This is a genomic window from Vibrio sp. Vb1980, assembly GCF_033338615.1.
Lineage (GTDB): Bacteria > Pseudomonadota > Gammaproteobacteria > Enterobacterales > Vibrionaceae > Vibrio > Vibrio alginolyticus.
In genome coordinates this window covers 106442-124212 of the sequence record NZ_JAWOSZ010000003.1, presented here as the reverse complement: position 1 = coordinate 124212, position 17771 = coordinate 106442, and the positions used below count along the sequence as shown (strand labels likewise).

Annotated in this window: 18 protein-coding genes; 5 read left to right on the top strand and 13 right to left on the bottom strand. The window is 47.3% G+C overall.

The features are described from left to right. Positions 1-189 precede the first annotated feature (189 nt). Positions 190-2511 carry a Tex family protein gene (locus R7F64_RS06955; protein ID WP_053303402.1) on the top strand — a complete coding sequence of 774 codons (2322 nt, stop codon included), beginning with the start codon at positions 190-192 and terminating at the stop codon, positions 2509-2511. 104 nt (positions 2512-2615) lie between these two features. Here the strand turns inward: R7F64_RS06955 and R7F64_RS06950 are convergent, their stop codons facing one another. After that, the gene (locus tag R7F64_RS06950; protein WP_053303403.1) at positions 2616-3080 is read right to left on the bottom strand and encodes a hypothetical protein; all 465 of its coding nucleotides are present in this window, start codon (positions 3078-3080) and stop codon (positions 2616-2618) included. Positions 3081-3215: 135 nt separating this feature from the next. Then, on the bottom strand, positions 3216-3980 hold the full coding sequence (gene bioH, locus R7F64_RS06945; RefSeq protein WP_258617786.1) for a pimeloyl-ACP methyl ester esterase BioH: 765 nt from the start codon (positions 3978-3980) through the stop codon (positions 3216-3218). An 84-nt stretch (positions 3981-4064) separates the two neighbouring features. On the opposite strand from bioH, the gene R7F64_RS06940 reads away from it, so the two are divergent. The 4 genes from R7F64_RS06940 to cysQ all read left to right on the top strand — a co-directional run bounded on the left by R7F64_RS06940 (position 4065) and on the right by cysQ (position 7090). Then, a complete protein-coding gene (locus R7F64_RS06940) occupies positions 4065-4790 on the top strand; it encodes an amidophosphoribosyltransferase (protein WP_025998648.1) in 726 nt (241 codons plus the stop codon). 97 nt (positions 4791-4887) lie between these two features. After that, on the top strand, positions 4888-5472 hold the full coding sequence (gene nfuA / locus R7F64_RS06935) for a Fe-S biogenesis protein NfuA (RefSeq protein ID WP_005379313.1): 585 nt from the start codon (positions 4888-4890) through the stop codon (positions 5470-5472). A gap of 176 nt (positions 5473-5648) precedes the next feature. Beyond that, complete coding sequence (nudE, locus tag R7F64_RS06930) at positions 5649-6218, top strand: ADP compounds hydrolase NudE (protein WP_065275013.1); 570 nt, start codon at positions 5649-5651, stop codon at positions 6216-6218. A gap of 44 nt (positions 6219-6262) precedes the next feature. Continuing rightward, complete coding sequence (gene cysQ, locus R7F64_RS06925) at positions 6263-7090, top strand: 3'(2'),5'-bisphosphate nucleotidase CysQ (RefSeq protein WP_005379308.1); 828 nt, start codon at positions 6263-6265, stop codon at positions 7088-7090. Between the two features lie 303 nt (positions 7091-7393). Here cysQ and R7F64_RS06920 read toward each other — a convergent pair whose 3' ends face one another. Genes R7F64_RS06920 through gspD form a run of 11 tightly spaced genes read right to left on the bottom strand, consistent with a single transcriptional unit; the run spans position 7394 to position 17739 of the window. After that, complete coding sequence (locus R7F64_RS06920) at positions 7394-8155, bottom strand: type II secretion system protein N (RefSeq protein ID WP_238855450.1); 762 nt, start codon at positions 8153-8155, stop codon at positions 7394-7396. 1 nt (position 8156) lies between these two features. After that, positions 8157-8648 carry a type II secretion system protein M gene (locus R7F64_RS06915; RefSeq protein WP_005383002.1) on the bottom strand — a complete coding sequence of 164 codons (492 nt, stop codon included), beginning with the start codon at positions 8646-8648 and terminating at the stop codon, positions 8157-8159. Between the two features lie 7 nt (positions 8649-8655). Next, positions 8656-9858: a type II secretion system protein GspL gene (gene gspL / locus R7F64_RS06910; RefSeq protein WP_165401605.1), complete on the bottom strand. Its 1203-nt coding sequence runs from the start codon at positions 9856-9858 to the stop codon at positions 8656-8658. After that, complete coding sequence (gene gspK / locus R7F64_RS06905; RefSeq protein WP_104975743.1) at positions 9827-10837, bottom strand: type II secretion system minor pseudopilin GspK; 1011 nt, start codon at positions 10835-10837, stop codon at positions 9827-9829. The genes gspL and gspK overlap by 32 nt, the downstream gene beginning before the upstream one ends. Further along, a complete protein-coding gene (gene gspJ, locus R7F64_RS06900; protein ID WP_238855449.1) occupies positions 10830-11507 on the bottom strand; it encodes a type II secretion system minor pseudopilin GspJ in 678 nt (225 codons plus the stop codon). The genes gspK and gspJ overlap by 8 nt, the downstream gene beginning before the upstream one ends. Beyond that, complete coding sequence (gene gspI, locus R7F64_RS06895) at positions 11494-11883, bottom strand: type II secretion system minor pseudopilin GspI (RefSeq protein WP_017635009.1); 390 nt, start codon at positions 11881-11883, stop codon at positions 11494-11496. Before gspI ends, gspJ begins: the two co-directional genes overlap by 14 nt. After that, positions 11870-12469: a prepilin-type N-terminal cleavage/methylation domain-containing protein gene (locus R7F64_RS06890; protein WP_213877194.1), complete on the bottom strand. Its 600-nt coding sequence runs from the start codon at positions 12467-12469 to the stop codon at positions 11870-11872. The genes gspI and R7F64_RS06890 overlap by 14 nt, the downstream gene beginning before the upstream one ends. A 29-nt stretch (positions 12470-12498) precedes the next feature. Further along, positions 12499-12942 carry a type II secretion system major pseudopilin GspG gene (gene gspG / locus R7F64_RS06885; RefSeq protein WP_005379298.1) on the bottom strand — a complete coding sequence of 148 codons (444 nt, stop codon included), beginning with the start codon at positions 12940-12942 and terminating at the stop codon, positions 12499-12501. 59 nt (positions 12943-13001) lie between these two features. Then, a complete protein-coding gene (gspF, locus tag R7F64_RS06880) occupies positions 13002-14219 on the bottom strand; it encodes a type II secretion system inner membrane protein GspF (RefSeq protein WP_025768303.1) in 1218 nt (405 codons plus the stop codon). Beyond that, on the bottom strand, positions 14219-15721 hold the full coding sequence (gspE, locus tag R7F64_RS06875; RefSeq protein ID WP_005379296.1) for a type II secretion system ATPase GspE: 1503 nt from the start codon (positions 15719-15721) through the stop codon (positions 14219-14221). The genes gspF and gspE overlap by 1 nt, the downstream gene beginning before the upstream one ends. Then, on the bottom strand, positions 15721-17739 hold the full coding sequence (gene gspD, locus R7F64_RS06870; protein WP_318071558.1) for a type II secretion system secretin GspD: 2019 nt from the start codon (positions 17737-17739) through the stop codon (positions 15721-15723). Before gspD ends, gspE begins: the two co-directional genes overlap by 1 nt. Between the last annotated feature and the right edge of the window lie 32 nt (positions 17740-17771).

Genomic DNA, 17771 nt, shown 5'->3' with positions numbered 1-17771 from the left:
AACCGTGGAATTAGGTTAGTCGATAACTGCGGATATAAGTTCTCAATTTAATTACAGTTTTGACATAAATCTGACTGATGTCCACCAGCGCCCGGTAAATTTTTGCCTCGTTAATTTAAAACATTGCAAATTCTTCGAACGACCCCAATGTTCTATACAACCAAAACCGAATTAAAAGAGAAAACACGGATGAGCCAAGCTATCTGTCGCATGATTGCTCAAGAACTGAATGTTCGCCCAGAGCAAGTCAACGCCGCTGTCACCCTAATTGATGATGGCAACACTGTCCCTTTTATTGCACGTTACCGCAAAGAGGTGACGGGGGGCCTTGATGATACCCAGCTTCGTACTTTGGACAGCCGTCTGTCTTACCTTCGTGAAATGGATGATCGCCGTCAAACCATCCTCAAATCAATCCAAGAGCAAGGCAAACTGACGCCAGAGCTAGAACAAGAGATCGCGCAGGCAGACAGCAAAACTCGTCTTGAAGACTTATACCTACCTTACAAACCCAAGCGTCGTACGAAAGGTCAGATCGCGATTGAGGCTGGTCTTGAGCCGCTCGCAGATCAGCTTTGGAATCACCCACAAACCGAGCCAGAAAGCGAAGCAAGCAAATACCTTGATGCAGACAAAGGCATCGCAGACACCAAAGCTGCATTGGATGGCGCTCGCGCGATCATCATGGAGCGCATCGCAGAAGACGCAAACTTACTGGAAAAAATTCGCAACCACTTAAATCGCAATGCGGAACTGGTCTCACGAGTCGTTGAAGGCAAAGAGCAAGAAGGCGAGAAGTTTAAAGATTACTTCAACCACAACGAGCCCCTAAGCAAAGTGCCATCGCACCGCGCACTGGCGATGCTACGCGGCCGTAACGAAGGCTTCCTGACATTGGCAATGAACGCTGATCCAGAACAGGAAGAAGGCGCTCGTCAGTCTTACTGCGAAACGATTATCGCCGATCATTATGGCGTGACGCTAAGCAGCGCACCGGCGGATACCTGGCGTAAGCAAGTGATCAGCTGGGCATGGCGCATCAAAGTATCGATGCACATGGAAACCGAGCTAATGGGCGCAATGAAAGAGCGCGCTGAAATCGAAGCGATTGAAGTATTCGCCACTAACCTAAAAGACTTGTTGATGGCAGCACCGGCTGGCCCTCGTGCAACACTTGGCCTAGATCCGGGTCTGCGTACAGGTTCAAAAATCGCGGTTGTCGACTCAACAGGTAAAGTGCTTGCCACCGAAACCATCTACCCTCACCCACCACAAAAACAATACGACAAGTCAGCACAAATCGTTGATCAGTTGGTGCGTAAGTACAATGTGGATTTGATTGCGATTGGTAACGGTACGGCTTCACGTGAAACCGACAGCTTTGTCGCAGACGTCATCAAACGTGGCAACCTGAAAGTTCAGAAGATCATCGTAAGTGAAGCGGGGGCTTCGGTTTACTCAGCGTCTGAGCTTGCAGCAAAAGAGTTCCCGAATATGGACGTATCACTGCGTGGTGCAGTGTCGATTGCACGTCGTTTGCAAGATCCATTGGCTGAACTCGTGAAAATTGATCCGAAATCTATTGGTGTGGGTCAATACCAGCACGATGTAAGCCAATCTATGTTGGCAAAACGCCTAGATGCGATTGTGGAAGACTGTGTAAACGCGGTTGGTGTTGATGTGAACACTGCTTCTGCGGAGCTACTGACGCGCGTAGCAGGCTTATCAAGCACCATCGCGCAGAACATTGTCGACTTCCGCGATGAGAACGGCCGCTTCGAAGCACGTACAACCTTGAAGAAAGTACCTCGTTTAGGTCCTAAGGCGTTCGAGCAGTGTGCGGGCTTCCTGCGTATTATGGATGGTAAGAACCCACTTGATGCGTCTGCGGTTCACCCAGAAGCGTACCCAGTGGTCAAAGCGATTTCTGAGAAGAACAACAAAGATATCAAAGCACTGATTGGTGATTCAAGCTTCCTTAAAGGTCTGCATGCGGTCGATTACACCGACGATAACTTCGGCGTTCCAACCATTACAGACATCATCAAAGAGTTAGACAAGCCGGGTCGTGACCCACGTCCAGAATTCAAAACGGCGACCTTTGCAGAAGGTGTAAACTCGGTATCTGACTTGGAACCGGGCATGATTCTAGAAGGCGTGGTGTCTAACGTAGCCAACTTCGGTGCCTTCGTTGATATCGGCGTTCACCAAGATGGTCTTGTGCATATTTCTGCACTGACAGATCGTTATGTGTCTGACCCACGTGAAGTGGTGAAAGCGGGCGACATCGTCAAAGTGAAAGTGATGGAAGTTGACGTGCAGCGTAAACGTATTGGTCTATCGATGCGTATGAACGACGAACCGGGTCAAGACAACCGTAGCCAACGCTCATCAGCAGCGCCGCGTCGTAATGACCAACCGCAGCGTCGTCAGCCTCGCCGTGATGATTCGTCATCGAACAGCGCGATGGGCGGTGCATTTGCTGCAGCGTTTGCTAAAGCGAAAAAGTAATCTTACCTAGGCTTCACCGCTAACGAGCTTTCATAACTAAAAAGAAAACGCTCCAATCAGTCAACCTGCTTGGAGCGTTTTTGTTTGAGTAGGATATTGAGTCGTCATAATACTGCTATCACTTCTGACGGTGTATGGGGCGCGACCGAGTGACCATAATGAAACTTAATCACCTTCCTGCGCTTTTCCATCAATCCCTCTTTGACCGCAGCATCCAAAATGCGCTTAGGTAATCGAAAGCGTATCGCGTAGCCCTTACCCTGATCTTCGCTGTAACTCTTGAGCGCAAGCAAACCAAAGAGACGTTCTAGCGTGTCTTCCGATTCTTCGTGATAACGGGTATCCACCTCGGGTTCCACTTCGTAGTCAGGATGCTCCGATGGGTCCCACGAGGATTGGCGTCGCCGCTTCTCATCACTTTTTACTTTGCGCTCCGCATTGGTTTTCGCCAGTGCGACTGTTGGCGTCACAGGTTCTCGGACTTTATTGTCACGAGCAGCTTGTTCCGTCTGCACATTAACGGATGGGGCGATCAGTGGCACGCTTACGTTAGCCGGTGACACAATCATTGCGAACCCTCCTCAGAGTCGCCCAACTCGTCAATACAGCAAACTCCTCCCACAAGAAGAGTCCGCTAAAACTTATATCGACCAATTTTTAAACAGCTTTAGGGTTTTATTCGCTTAGATTTGTAGGCTCGCTAATTAAGCAGCAAATTCTCGTACTTGGAGACAAAACGCTTCATGTTCGGTCATGAACGGCGCATGAGAAGATTGGTTGAAAACAAATTGCTGAGTGCTCGGCAACTGCTCACTCAAGTCACTTGCCACTTTGATTGGCACTAAACCATCAAGTCGACCATAAAGGCGCAGCATCGGCATCGAAAGAGAGGCCAAAGCATCGCGTAGATCCACATCGGCAAGAATATTCAAACCAACCAACAATGAATCAGGGTTCGGTTGCGGACGTGATAGCACCGCTTGTTTGAGTTGTTTGACGTCTTTGCGCGCAGACGGACTGCCCATCGCTTGCAGCGCCATAAAGCGCTCAATAGTGACAGAGAAGTCTTCCAACAATTGATCGGTGAATGCGGTTAACACGCTGGGTTGAATGCCACGCCAAGGACGTTCAGCAGCAAATTTGGGTGAACTGGCTACCGTGATTAACTTGCTCACACGCTGCGGTGCATTAAGTGCAATGTGGGTTGCCACCAAACCACCTAATGACCAGCCAAGCCAGACGGCTTTCTCTGGTGCGCCTTGCAGAACAAGCTCAGCAATTTTGGCTAAGTCTTCGGCGTGAGATTCCGCGCTATGTCCGTACCCCGGAAGGTCAACCACATGCACTCGGAAATAAGGTTGAAGAGACTCGACCGTCTGCTGCCATACCGCACCATTCATGCCCCAACCATGAAGCAACACCAAATCCGGTCCTTGACCAAATGACTGCCAGTGTAAATTCGTGCTCATGCTCTCGTTCTCTCCCACTTATTTTATTCCCTACGGCTTCAGCCAAGCGTTAGGCTGAGTAAAATATCACCATGAATAAACGCTATGTTATCTCATCACTGGCAAAACATCATGCATCGTGTATTGAGCAGTCAATGCGGCCTGTGTCGGTTCCCTATTCAAACACCAAGCCACACAAATACTCTGCGCTGGTGCGAGCACTGTTTAAAATACCTAACTCCGGTAAAACGATGTCAACGCTGCGGTTTATCATTACAGAAAGAAGAAATGAGTACGGATAGTATTTGTGGTGAATGTCTTTCAGAGCCACCGCCATGGCAAAGGCTATACACGTTAGGCGATTACGACTTTCCCCTTTCACGGGAAGTACAACGCTTTAAAGATCACGGAGAGTCTTGGCATGTAAAAGCATTAACCGAGCAACTGGCACAGCGCATCACCACGCCAGCTCCAATCATTACCAGTGTGCCATTGCACTGGCAGCGTTACCTGCGCCGGGGTTTTAATCAAAGTGATGTTTTAGCCCGACACCTCGCCAAGCAATTGCAGACTAATTTTGATGCGAAGGTCTTTCGTCGAGTAAAGCTCGCCCAATCACAGCGTGGTAATACCAAAACAAGCCGTGAACAAAACTTAAAAGGCGCGTTTATTCTCAATAAGCAACCTCACTCTTCCCATGTTGCCATCGTCGATGATGTAGTCACCACAGGCAGTACCGTCCGACAATTATGTCATTTACTACTTGAAGTTGGCGTAGAAAGCATCGATATTTACTGCATCTGCAGAACACCTGCTCCTCGTTCTCTCTAGATCGCTTCGCCATGCCTTAGCATCAAAAAGACTAGACCCATACGTCAACAAGAGTAGAATAGCAGCAGTAACCTACAAATTTACTCGGGTATTCGTCGTGTCAAATATTACTATTACAGAAACTGCGCAAACGCATTTCGCTAACCTTTTAGGTCAACAACCTGAAGGCACTAACATTCGTATTTTCGTTGTGAACCCAGGTACACAAAACGCTGAGTGTGGCGTGTCTTACTGCCCACCAGAAGCAGTAGAATCGACCGACACTGAACTCTCTTACAGCGGTTTTTCAGCTTACGTGGATGAGCTAAGCCTGCCATTCCTTGAAGACGCTGAAATCGATTTTGTTACCGATAAAATGGGCTCTCAGCTAACGCTAAAAGCACCTAACGCTAAAATGCGTAAAGTTGCGGACGACGCACCACTGGTTGAGCGCGTTGAGTACGTTATCCAAACTCAAGTCAACCCACAGCTTGCTGGCCACGGTGGTCACGTAAACTTGGTTGAGATCACTGAAGACGGTGTTGCGATTGTTGCATTTGGTGGCGGTTGTAATGGCTGTTCTATGGTTGACGTAACACTAAAAGAAGGCATCGAGAAAGAACTGCTAAACCAGTTCATTGGTGAACTAACCGCAGTTCGTGATGCAACAGAACATGACCGTGGTGATCACTCTTACTACTAAGAGTAAACACTGTCAGAAAATGGGAGGCTTCGGTCTCCCATTTTTGTATCGATACTGAGGTGATGCTGAGATGCTTAGCTCGACTCGTAAAATCCGCTAGAAACTCAGGCGGAGTTCTCATATATTAAGAATCTTACGCATCTCGTAAACGCCAACGACACCAAGGAGCCAGCGTCATGCCGAAACGAACCCCACCAGAGATACTCTCATGCCAGACGGTTGCAAAATCCAAACTGTTTGCTGTGGAAGCGCTCGACCTTCGTTTTTCCAATGGTGAGCATCGTACTTATGAGCGTATGAAGCCAAGTGGACGAGATGCTGTAATGGTAGTCCCTGTAACAGAACAAGGCGATTTATTACTGGTGCGTGAATACGCCGCAGGAACTGAACGTTACGAGCTAGGTTTCCCAAAAGGGCTGATTGACCCAGGAGAAACACCACACCAAGCTGCGGATCGTGAGTTAAAAGAAGAAATCGGCTTTGGCTGTAATCAGTTAACCCCGTTGAAACAAGTTATCCTCGCGCCATCTTACTTTTCGAGCAAAATGACTCTATTTTTAGGACAGGCGCTTTATCCAGAGAAGCAAGAAGGCGATGAGCCTGAACCACTGGAAATTGTGCGTTGGCCACTTGCGCAAGCCGAAGAGTTATTAACTCACATGGATTTCTGTGAAGCACGAAGCATCACAGCGCTAATGTTGGCACTGAAACACTTACCAAACACCACTCACAATCATAACCAATAACGGTCATTAGAACCGAATAACACTGTGAGTAAGGACTATCACTTATGCCAATGACAAAAGATCTATCTCACCTACTTCCTCAAGTCATCGAGATTGCCCGCAGTGCTGGGCAAATGATCCTCGAAATATATGAAAAGAAGCAATACGAGGCCTACACCAAAAGTGACGAAACTCCCGTAACAAGTGCAGATATTGCAGCTCACAAGTTCATCACTGAACGCTTGAGTGATCTGACGCCTGACATTCCCGTGTTGTCAGAAGAAGACGCAGACATAAGCTTAGAGCAACGCGCTCAGTGGGAACGTTATTGGTTAGTCGACCCTCTTGATGGTACTCAAGAATTCATCGCTCGCAGTGGTGACTTTGCCACTATTATCGCGTTGGTCGACAACAATCGACCAACCATGGGCGTCGTTTACGGTCCTGTATCTGGCGTGACTTACTACGCTTATAATGGCAAAGGCGCCTGGAAAATTCCCGACATGTCGGACAGCGTCAAAATCCATACACACAAACACGAACAGCCAGAGCAAAGCATCGCAATTGCTATTAGTCGTCGCCAAGACATCAATCGTATTACTAACCGTATGAGCAGCGCCTGGAATTACGACTTAATACCGCTCGGTTCTGCGGCATTGAAAGCATGCCTCGTCGCGGAAGGGGCGGTAGATTGCTATCTCCGACTAGGTCCAACAGGTGAGTGGGACACCGCTGCGACACAATGCATTGTTGAAGAAGCTGGCGGACGTATTCTCAGCACGCAATTAGAACCGCTGTCATATAACGAGCGGGAAACACTAGAAAACCCGAACTTTATTGTTCTTGGTGATGCGGATTTACCTTGGAATGAGATTTTACAACGCAAAGATTAAGCGCCCTATCGGTAAAATTTAGAGCACAAAATTCTAGTAATAGAAAGGCCACGAATATCTTCGTGGCCTTTTCTTTTTGACCTTCTGTACAGCACTTGGAGCATTTGGCCTACTATGTTCCAATTGCCTGTAAAGCTGAACGAAAGAAAACAAATCGATTAAAAATCATGGCTTTAAACTTTCACTCATTCCCAATCAAGATCGAATGTACAGCGAATAGAGGTTTTAGCTTATGATGATCCAAAAGCAAAAAGAGCTGCACAATAGCAGCTCTTTTAAGATATTGGATTTTGTCACGATAGGTTAGAAGCGCCCTTGGTAATTAAACTCATATTGACCTTGAGCATTCGGCTTACCCAGCCATTTCAGTTGCTCCCCCATGCTGGATGGGAACTCTGCACCAGGTTTGAACCACGCTTTGGTTGAGTACCGTTGATTAGGCATCAGTTCAGCGGAAAACGCCGCAGAGACTTGTTTGCTGCTCTGCTCACCAGTTGCCGTCAATACACTATCCTGACAGTTTATATCGGCAATCACAGGACCGAGATCTAAGCTGCCAACGGGGCTTTGAATACCACTGGCATTCCATACTAAAGTGCCTTCACCGTTCTTACACCAAGGCGCAGCATAAGTCGCATGACGAATATTCAGCTCAAGCTGCCCATCAACACCAACAGGCACAGGGAGGCGCGCTTGCTCAACAACTTTTACCGCCGGAATCGAGGCAACTAAGTTTTTGGCATAAGGGCCATCACTTAAGCTATAGCCGACAAAACCGCGCCCACGAACGTCCATTTCACTACCACGACCAAAGCGCACAGCAAACTCAGCTTTACCTGTCAGTAGACTCGACCATTGGAAATCCCAATTAACTTCTCCAAGGTTCTGGCGCTGCCAACGAATACTAGCAGCTTGACCTTGCCATACCGAACCGTTGGCTCCTTGAATGTCCAGGCCTCTCACTGTTGGTGCTTGTTGTAACACCCAAGAGACTGGTAATCCCATGAAAAGACTGACTGAAAAAAAGACGATAAAGATAACAACGTAAAGTACTGCTCGCTTCACCTTAACCTCGCTTAAACTGAAGGCGGTTTACATCGATCATGCCCGCTTGCTCTGTTCGGTCGATATCTAAAAATTCGACTTCAATACCCTGTTGCTCTTTCAAGTAACGTAACCAATCCACTAGTTGATTAAACGCGAGTGGTTTGATCCACACTTGAACGCTCTCATTACGAGGTTGTACGCGAATCAACTCAACTTTATAACGACGAGCTGAAGAAGAAACCAACTGATTCAACGGTTGACTAGAGTAGCTCACACCGCTGCTTTTTCGCAGTGCAGTGATGCCATCCGCTTTATCTTGTACCCAAGCTAGCAACTGTTTTTCGCTTTGAATACGTGACTGAGCTAGCTCCGCACGTTGGCTCATTGGCTGTAATAAACCCCAATAAATAATACCGATAACGGCAATAGCGCCACATCCCATGACCAAACGCTGCTCACGCTGCGAGATGCTGCTCCACCAAACCTGAGCTTGAGAAATTAAGTTTTTCATCATCACCTCACAAACGCTTCAAAACAAAGCTGCCAACCACAACGTTATCGCTACGGTTCAACTGACCTTGCTCAACATTAAACTTCTCTGCCAATTTCACACGAGCCTGCTCAAAAGGTTGGAAGTCTGAACTACGAGCCTGAATACGTACTTCGCCACGTTGTCCGTCGTATTTAAAGCTAGTGATCTCCAAGTCGCTGACCTGACCAAGCGTCGCGGGTAATGCCGCCAACCATGACAACATTGCCTGCTGACCACTTCCACCAGATAAGCGGCGCTCTTCATCATCCATTTGTCGTTTGAGGTAACTAACGGTAGGAATGCGTCGTTTATTTGGGAACACCTGGCGGAAAATACGCTCACTCTCCTCACGATACGCTTGAGCTTGTGCTTCGTACTTGTGGACCACGAGCAACTGCTGCGCAACCATGACGACGATAAGCACCCCCGCAGCAATGGTGGCTTTTTGCCAGAGCTTCCAGTATTTACCCCAAGAAGATTTCGGCTTGAAGATCCCAGTCAGCAAATTGACTTTGCTTTCTGTCACCCCCTTCGCCAGTAAAGCCATCGTCATTTCTTCTGGTTGCGGATCCCATATTTCAGGTAACGCAGATTCCGGGACCGAGCTAAAGCAATCGAGCTTCCAACCTTCATGATTTTGTAGATAAGAAGAGAGGTAAAGGTCTAACCAAGAAGCGTCGACAACCGCGCCCTCTGTCGCAGAGTGACGAATTAGCCATTGCTCGCCAATCATTGCAGCACTGCTGTGATCTCCACGAACCGGTAACGCAAGCACATCGGGTAAAATGCGTTTAATGGCGATACCTTGGCTTGAGAAACGTTGCAGTACAGTCTGAATCCAAGCACGTTCAACTGCGCAAATCTGCGCTTTATCCGCTTGTTTACCCAACACGCTAAAGTGCAGGCCATCAACGTCCTGAGCAACTTCGTCTTCCACTAAGTACGGTAACATAGCCTCGAATTGGCGTGTTGCACCAGGTGGTATATCCACTTGCGTCAGGACTACATCATTACTCGCCAACAGCGCCACAACTTGGCGCTGACCAGCATATGAGACCAATTCATCTAAGTGTTCCCACCCGGCGATTTCACCGCTAGCAATCACTTCCTGTTGATCTGTCGACCACACCACCCAAGGAATGGTACTTTGTTGTTCGCTACTCAGCCGAACGGTCAGAAACTCGCTCACTGATCCCTCCAAAACGACGGCGAACTACGGTCACCGTTTCTCTATTTGTACTTTGCAAAAGGCTTCGGATACGTACACGTGATTCATCCACCAACACTTGTGCATCCAATTCAAAAAAGGCGCTATCTACACCCAAATAGCCTTTGGCGTTTTTCTTTACATCTTCACTTAAGCCAGCCATTTCTGACTCTGCTAAAAATTCATCAATGCTATCCCACCCATCAAATGGGCGTTTTTCAATTAGCTGAATCGCATCACTACTGCTTAAGTTTGGTGAGAACATTGCCACCAAAATCGGAGCTTGCTCAACATCAATCGTATTCACGTTTAAACGCCAGTCATCACTTGGTAATGCACAGACCAGCGGCTCCAATTTTTGGAAAATTTCACCGCTCACCTGATAGACAGCCCGTAACTCGGAAGCATCTGCCATCCAACCATTTGATGCCAAATAGGAAGGTTTCATCGCTTCATATGTGCTGTCTTCAACCCCAGTAGTCGAACGGACAGAGTCATCAGCATCAATGTATTCCCAAGTAGAGTCTGCAATGATTTCTGCTTGATATGGCTCGACATCCAACTCTTCTAATAGGCGCTGCAATACATTCACTAAATATGGTCTTGTAATTTGCTGACCCGTTGGTTGCACACGACTCAATACATTTAGATTAAAGCACGCTTGCTTGTCTCTAATTCGTCCCGCCGCTTGACCATAATCTAACGGATAGACTTGCTCTTTTATCGCCCACGGTTGACTCATATTAATCGTGTCGGTGTCTTTATAACTTTGTTCGATACCCACTTTTGCTAGCGCCTCGACGCCAAGGCTGTACCAGTACGCTTGCTGGTAATTGATTTGATTAGCGCCTCGCTGAAACTGCAAGAGCAAACGTTCCGACATACTGGCAGCAACCGTCGCCATAATCGCCAGCAACATCAACACTATAATCAAAGCAACACCGCGTTGACGGTTAACCATTATTGCTGTCTCCTGAACTTTCATCTTTCTGACTCAATGTGCCATCAGGAGTGAGATAAGTGCGGGCAATTTCTCCATAGTCTTTGAGAGTGAGAACAACAGAAACCGCTTTCGGCAGCGCTTTTTCTTCAGCCCACTCTTTTTTCCATTGCTTACCATCATAGAAACGCATATCAAATGACTCGACCTGCGTTAGCAATGGAGTAACAGTACCTTGTTGCCCAACCGGCGTATCAGGATAGCGCCACCATACTCGCTGCAGTGTTTCTTCTTTTAAGCGATAGCCAACCTTGGTTACTTCTCCACGAGGGAACTGCTGCTGAGGGTTGTGCCAACCTAAACGGGCAAACATCAGCCCTTTAGTATCGGAGTCCAACAGGTAATCGGACCAAAAAATTAGCCGGCTAGCAGGCTCTTCACCATTAGTACGTGTTTGACGCATCGCCATTTGACGAAAATCGTTATCCATCATCACCATGGCACGCTGAATTTCGTTTAAGCGTTGGGTTCGTTCTTGTGATAGCGCATTGCTACGCTGTACTTGCGATACCACTTGGTACGCAGCGACACTTAAACTGGCAAAGATGGCAATCGATACCAACACTTCAATAAGTGTAAAACCTTTTACCCTTTGGCGCGTGTTTGCGCGGGGATGATTATTGCGCCACATAGCTTCGTACCGTTACTACAGGGCTCGCGCTTTTCTCTACCGAGACGCTCACATCAAATGCTTTCAGCAATGGCTGCGTCGTGGCGACTGGCGTGACTTTCCAGAACCAAGTGCGTCCTGCCAGCTCTTCTGTGCCGTTTTTCGCTTTGAGTTCTCCGGTATTCAACATCACATTTGCCATCTGATTATCCACAACCATGGCTGCAAACATTTTTTCTTCTAAATAACTGATTGTATTAATATGCTGGCTCACGGAGCGAATGACACTGATGGCAGCGGTGGCGAAAATTGCCAGTGCGACCAATACTTCCAGTAAGGTCATGCCTCTCGTCCGGCGATGACTCAAATTTGGGCGAGCTTGCTTAAAATTGCGCATTCTCATCCTCTTTCACTTCTTCGCCCGGAGCTAATAACAAAATTTGTCCACTTTCTTTGCCAATGACTCGCCAACCGTCAGTAAAGGCATCACCATTTTGCGGAAAAAAAGACAGGGTAAATGGCGTGACTTCGGCGCTGGAAAAGATAAACACTTGCGGTGGCTCAATTTTCTTTTCGTCCTCTTCTTCTGCGAACATGTCTTCATCAAAAAGAGAACCTGGTTTGAATAAGCGCTCATCATTATCCCAAGCACCACCTCCGAGCTCGAGTTGTAGCGCAATATCTTCTTCTAGCTTGGTTTTGCTCGGAATCTGCTTTAATTTCAGAGGCTGCCAACCTTCTGAGGTTAAACTCAGTAAAACGTAGGTCGATTTGGCATCATCCACTCGAACGCCAAAATCTTTACCGCTCAGCACCGCTTCTTCATTGAGCAACTGTAAACGCTGAAAAAAGCTTTGAGCATACTGTTTGGAAAGATCTTTTTGGCTAGTCGGTAACGTCGAGATCACGGCCACAGCCGTAAGAGATAGCAAAACCAGCACCAATAGAATTTCTATCAATGTAAAACCGTTATGTTTTCGCATTTGTTTCATTAGTGCTGGCTTAGGCTCAATTATTGGAAGTCTTGCATGTTCCAGTTGCCAATATCTGCAGCTGGACCTTCTCCACCCTCTTGGCCATCTGCGCCTAGAGTGAAGATATCGATTGTACCGTTATCACCTGGGCTTAAGTATTGGTACTGGTTGCCCCAAGGGTCATTAGGAAGACGTTTGATGTAACCACCATCACGGTAATTGCGTGGCTCTGGGTTAGATGGCTTGCTAACCAATGCTTCTAGACCTTGGTCCGTTGTTGGGTAAACGCTGTTATCCAACTTGTACATATCTAGGGCATTTTCCAGCGCTACGATGTCCGTAATCGCTTTTTGTTGGTCAGCCTTCTCTTTGTTACCCAATAGGTTTGGAACAACGAAACTTGCCAAAATACCAAGGATAACGACAACAACCATCACTTCTAAAAGTGTAAAACCCTGTTGTTTACTACGCTTAAACTTCATTTTTTTCTCCGAAAGTTAGATTAAAGCCATGCCGTTAGTAGACACGTCTTAATTCGAAATTATCCGCTCATCAAATTATTCATTTCTAGCATTGGCATCAAGGTCGCCATCACAATGAACAACACTAATCCAGCCATTAATGCAATCAGCGCAGGAGTAAACACCCCCAGAGCAATATTGACTGTTGATTCAAAGTTTTGATCTTGGTTATCGGCTGCCCGCGTCAACATGCTCTCTAATTCACCACTTTGCTCACCACTGGCGATCATGTGTAGCATCATTGGTGGAAACAAGCGGGTTTGGTCCAACGCCTTACGCAAACTAGCGCCCTCTCGAACGTTATCCGCTGCAAGCAACACTTGCTGCTTCACATAACGGTTAGACATAACATCTACCGCAACGCGCATACCCTCGAGAATTGGAATCGCACTGGAAGTACAGATCGAAAGTGTTCGCGCGAATCGTGCGGTATTCAAACCTCGAGAGATCTTACCTATTAGCGGTAAGCTCAAGATTTTTCTGTCCCAAGCTAAGCGAAAGTCTGGCTTTTGCAACGCCAGTTTGAGGCCATAGAAAAGCGCCACCAGCACAACGAAAATAATCAGCCCCCAACCTTGCACAAACTCACTGGCTGCCAGTAAAAATTGCGTCGATTGAGGTAACTCTTGGCCCATCTGAATGATGGGTTCAATGATTTTAGGAACCACTGTCGCCAATAAGAACGAAACGATGACAACCGCGAATACCACCAAAACTACAGGATAAATCATTGCTTGAAGCAATTTAGATCGCATCTTTTGGCGGTTTTCGACATAGTCTGCCAAACGCTCTAATACGGTATCGAGGTGACCTGATTTTTCGCCCGCCGCAACCATGGAGCGGTACAGTTCATCAAACACGTGTGGGTAATCGGCAAAACTGTCGGCGAGCGGATAACCCTCGGTTACTTTCGAGCGAACCGCAGCCAACATAGAACGAATCCTCGGCTTTTCAGCCTGCTCAGAGACCGCACGCAAACACTCTTCCAAAGGCATTCCTGATTGGACTAGCGTAGACAATTGCCGTGTGATGAGTGCCAGCTCAGATGTCGAGATGCCGCGCTTAAAGCTGACTGAACCTGAAGACTTAGCCGATTTAGCTTTCGTCTCGACCACTTCAATCGGGATCATCCCTTGCTCTTTGAGTCGCTGGCGCACTTGTCGGGCGTTGTCCCCTTCTATCGTGCCTTTTTTATGCTTGCCTTTTGCATCTAGCGCTTTGTACTCAAATGCCGCCATTAGGTTTCCTTCGTCACTCGCATCACTTCTTCAAGTGACGTAATACCACGACGAACTTTGCTTAAACCATCACTGCGAATACTTGGCGTATGGGCGCGAACAGCTCTCTCAATTTCTTGTTCACCAGACTCTCGATGAATCAACTCTTGCACTTGCTCATCAACCATAATGAGCTCGTGGATACCTGTTCGACCTCGGTAGCCTTTTTGGTTACACGCTTCACAGCCTTTTGCTCGGTGCAGTTCTAACGGTTCATGCGCTTCCATACCAAACAGTTTTTTCTGTTCCGCATCGGCTTCATACGGCTCTTTACAGCTTGGACAAAGCGTTCGAACTAAGCGCTGCGCTAGCACCCCTAATAACGAAGAAGAAATAAGGAATGGCTCAATACCCATATCACGTAGACGCGTAATCGCACCCACTGCGGTGTTGGTGTGGAGAGTAGACATTACCAAGTGACCCGTTAAGGACGCTTGCACTGCAATTTGTGCGGTTTCTAAGTCACGGATCTCACCGACCATCACCACATCCGGGTCCTGACGCAGAATGGCACGCAAGCCACGCGCAAAAGTCATGTCGACCTTTGGGTTCACCTGAGTTTGACCGATGCCATCAATATCAAATTCGATCGGGTCTTCAACCGTTAAAATGTTGCGTTCGTTGCTATTGATCTCTTGCAAGCCAGCGTACAAGGTGGTTGATTTACCAGAACCTGTCGGGCCCGTCACCAAGATGATACCGTGAGGGCGGCCAATCAAGTGACGGAAGTTGTCATGCACTGAAGGTGTCATGCCCAAACTATGTAAATCAAGACGAGTCGCGTTTTTATCCAACAAACGCATTACCACGCGCTCACCATGTGAGGACGGCATCGTAGATACACGCACGTCCACCGCACGACCACCGATACGCAACGAAATACGGCCATCCTGAGGCACACGCTTTTCTGCGATATCTAGTTTAGCCATAACCTTCACACGAGAAACTAGCAAAGGCGCTAGCTTACGACTTGGGGTCAGAACTTCACGCAATACGCCATCGACACGGAAACGAATCGAAAGGGTTTTCTCGAACGTCTCAATATGAATATCCGACGCACCTTCTTTGATCGCTTCGCCCAACATGGCGTTGATCAATTTGATGATTGGCGCATCGTCTTCCGATTCTAATAAGTCTTCATCGTGCGGCAGTTCTTCAGCCAAAGAGAAGAAATCATCGCTATCAGCACCAATATCTTCCATCAACTGACGCGCTTCAGACGAGTCGCGTTGATATGCTTCGGTCAGCTTTTTATCAAAGGCTTCTTTATCGATAGGTTGTGGTACGAAGCTTTTCTTTAATACACGACGGACTTCAACCAGAGCCGCAGGGTTAAGCGGCTCGACATAGTAAAGAATAGGTGGACGCTCAGGATGCTCTGTCTCCAGCACCAGTTTAAAGCGGTTGGCAAAACTGAATGGCAGACGACGCATACTTGGCGCTGTGTCTAACATATCAACCATTAGTTGTTTTCCATTTGATCAATAAACGCTTGAATCTCTGTTGGGTGCTGACGCTCCTGGCCAAAGGCAGGCATAACCGGGATCTTCTCGTCAGCCATCAACTTCAACCCTTGCTCCGCTTTGTAAAGCTGTTCTGCGCGAATAAAGTTGTATTTACGCTGCGTAATACCGTCGGCCGTCACACCATCGCGAATAATCGTCGGCTTGATGAACACCATCAAGTTACGTTTTTCTGTTTGCGTGCTAGTTGACTTGAACAGATGGCCAAGTACCGGAATGTCACCCAATAGCGGCACTTTAGACTCACTTTCAAGTGCGCGTTCATCGACCAAACCACCAAGAACCAACATCTGACCATCTTGGATCATGACAGAGGTGTTTAACTGTCGTTTAGCAAAGCGAACGTCAACCGCACCGTTTGCGCCTAATACGTTGGAAACTTCTTGTTCAATGTTTAACTGTACAGAGTCACCTTCGTTAATTTGTGGCACTACTTTGAGTTTGATACCGACTTCTTTACGGTCAACCGTTTGGAATGGGTTGTCGTTGTTTGAGCCAGCCGTAGAGCCCGTAATAACCGGAACCTCTTCACCCACAATAAATGATGCTTCACCATTATCCATTACAGTGATACTTGGAGAAGATAGAATGTTTGAGTTGGAGTCAGAAGCAACAGCACTAATTAGCGCTGTCCAGTCACCCATGACAATACTCATTGCCGCACCATTTACTCCGCTAAGCGCTGACGCTAGCGTAGAGTAGTCACCTGATTCAGTAACATCATATGGCGTTCGTTCGCCATTAGAGTTGGTATAGTATTCAGTGCGGGTTTGATCTTTTGCTTCTTCTAGACCAACCATCACCTGACCAATCGGGGCTCCTGAGTTACCGTACTGAATTACAGCACCCGTTTCTAATGAACCCCACTGAACACCTAGGTTAATACCATCACCTTCAGACATTTCGACAATTAACGCTTCAATAAGAACCTGAGCACGACGAATATCGAGTTGAGAAATGACGTCTTGTAATGCCATCATAATATCTGGTGGCGCTGTTAAAACTAACGAGTTAGTTGCAGCGTGAGCAGCAATGACGACCTCACCACGCGATGCACCTGATGCTTTCTGACCGGCTTGCTTTTCAGCTTGCAGGTTATCGGAAACACCTTTCAATACATCCACCAAGTCTTCAGCTTTCGCATTTTTCAGGTACACAACTCGGTTGTTACCTTTTGTCGCCATTTCAACATCAAGTTGACGAATCAAACGTTTCAAGCGGGCTCTTACTTTTGGATCACCAGAAATTAAAATCGCGTTAGTACGTTCATCGGCCACAATTTTAGGTTCAAGGAACTCTGGCGTGCTTTTCTGATTCGCACTTTTATTCAGTGCTTCGACAATGCGTACCATTTCAGCAGCAGATGCATTACGCAGCTCTACCAATTCAATTTCTTTATCACCGGCTTGGTCAACACGCTTGATGATCTCTGCTAAGCGATTCACTACTGCCGCACGACCTGTGATCAAGATAATATTCGCTGGATCATAATGAACCACGTTACCGGCACCGGCGTTATCAATCAGCTGACGAAGTAGAGGAGACAACTCTCGAACCGACACATTACGCACCGCGACAACTCGAGTGATAACACTATCGCCTTGCGCGCTGCCATCACCTAACACAGGGATTGCTGAGGTTTTTGAGTCTTTTGCTTTGATAACCTTAAGTACCCCATTGTCCATCTCTACGACTGCGTAACCGTATACTTCAAGGACATTAAGGAAAAAGCTGTAGTATTGCTCTTCGTTAAGAACGTCATAGCTGCGGACATCGATTTTACCGCGTACTGAAGGATCAACAATGATGGTCTTTTCGAGGTTACGACCCACTATGTTGATGAATTCTTGAATATCAGTGCCTTTAAAGCTCGCACTAAATTCGTTTGCCATTGCACCTGGTACGCAGAGTAAACTTCCTGCTAGTAGCCAAGCACTTTTGCTGAACCAATGTTTCACGTATGTCTCCCTGAACCTACGCCGGTTGCCTA

Excerpts from the sequence above, each read along its gene's own strand:
- R7F64_RS06955 (WP_053303402.1), top strand. The coding sequence starts at position 190 with ATGAGCCAAGCTATCTGTCGCATGATTGCTCAAGAACTGAATGTTCGC.
- R7F64_RS06950 (WP_053303403.1), bottom strand. The coding sequence starts at position 3,080 with ATGATTGTGTCACCGGCTAACGTAAGCGTGCCACTGATCGCCCCATCC.
- bioH (WP_258617786.1), bottom strand. The coding sequence starts at position 3,980 with ATGAGCACGAATTTACACTGGCAGTCATTTGGTCAAGGACCGGATTTG.
- R7F64_RS06940 (WP_025998648.1), top strand. The coding sequence starts at position 4,065 with ATGTTATCTCATCACTGGCAAAACATCATGCATCGTGTATTGAGCAGT.
- nudE (WP_065275013.1), top strand. The coding sequence starts at position 5,649 with ATGCCGAAACGAACCCCACCAGAGATACTCTCATGCCAGACGGTTGCA.
- cysQ (WP_005379308.1), top strand. The coding sequence starts at position 6,263 with ATGCCAATGACAAAAGATCTATCTCACCTACTTCCTCAAGTCATCGAG.
- R7F64_RS06915 (WP_005383002.1), bottom strand. The coding sequence starts at position 8,648 with ATGAAAAACTTAATTTCTCAAGCTCAGGTTTGGTGGAGCAGCATCTCG.
- gspK (WP_104975743.1), bottom strand. The coding sequence starts at position 10,837 with ATGGTTAACCGTCAACGCGGTGTTGCTTTGATTATAGTGTTGATGTTG.
- gspJ (WP_238855449.1), bottom strand. The coding sequence starts at position 11,507 with ATGTGGCGCAATAATCATCCCCGCGCAAACACGCGCCAAAGGGTAAAA.
- gspI (WP_017635009.1), bottom strand. The coding sequence starts at position 11,883 with ATGCGCAATTTTAAGCAAGCTCGCCCAAATTTGAGTCATCGCCGGACG.
- R7F64_RS06890 (WP_213877194.1), bottom strand. The coding sequence starts at position 12,469 with ATGCGAAAACATAACGGTTTTACATTGATAGAAATTCTATTGGTGCTG.
- gspG (WP_005379298.1), bottom strand. The coding sequence starts at position 12,942 with ATGAAGTTTAAGCGTAGTAAACAACAGGGTTTTACACTTTTAGAAGTG.
- gspF (WP_025768303.1), bottom strand. The coding sequence starts at position 14,219 with ATGGCGGCATTTGAGTACAAAGCGCTAGATGCAAAAGGCAAGCATAAA.
- gspE (WP_005379296.1), bottom strand. The coding sequence starts at position 15,721 with ATGGTTGATATGTTAGACACAGCGCCAAGTATGCGTCGTCTGCCATTC.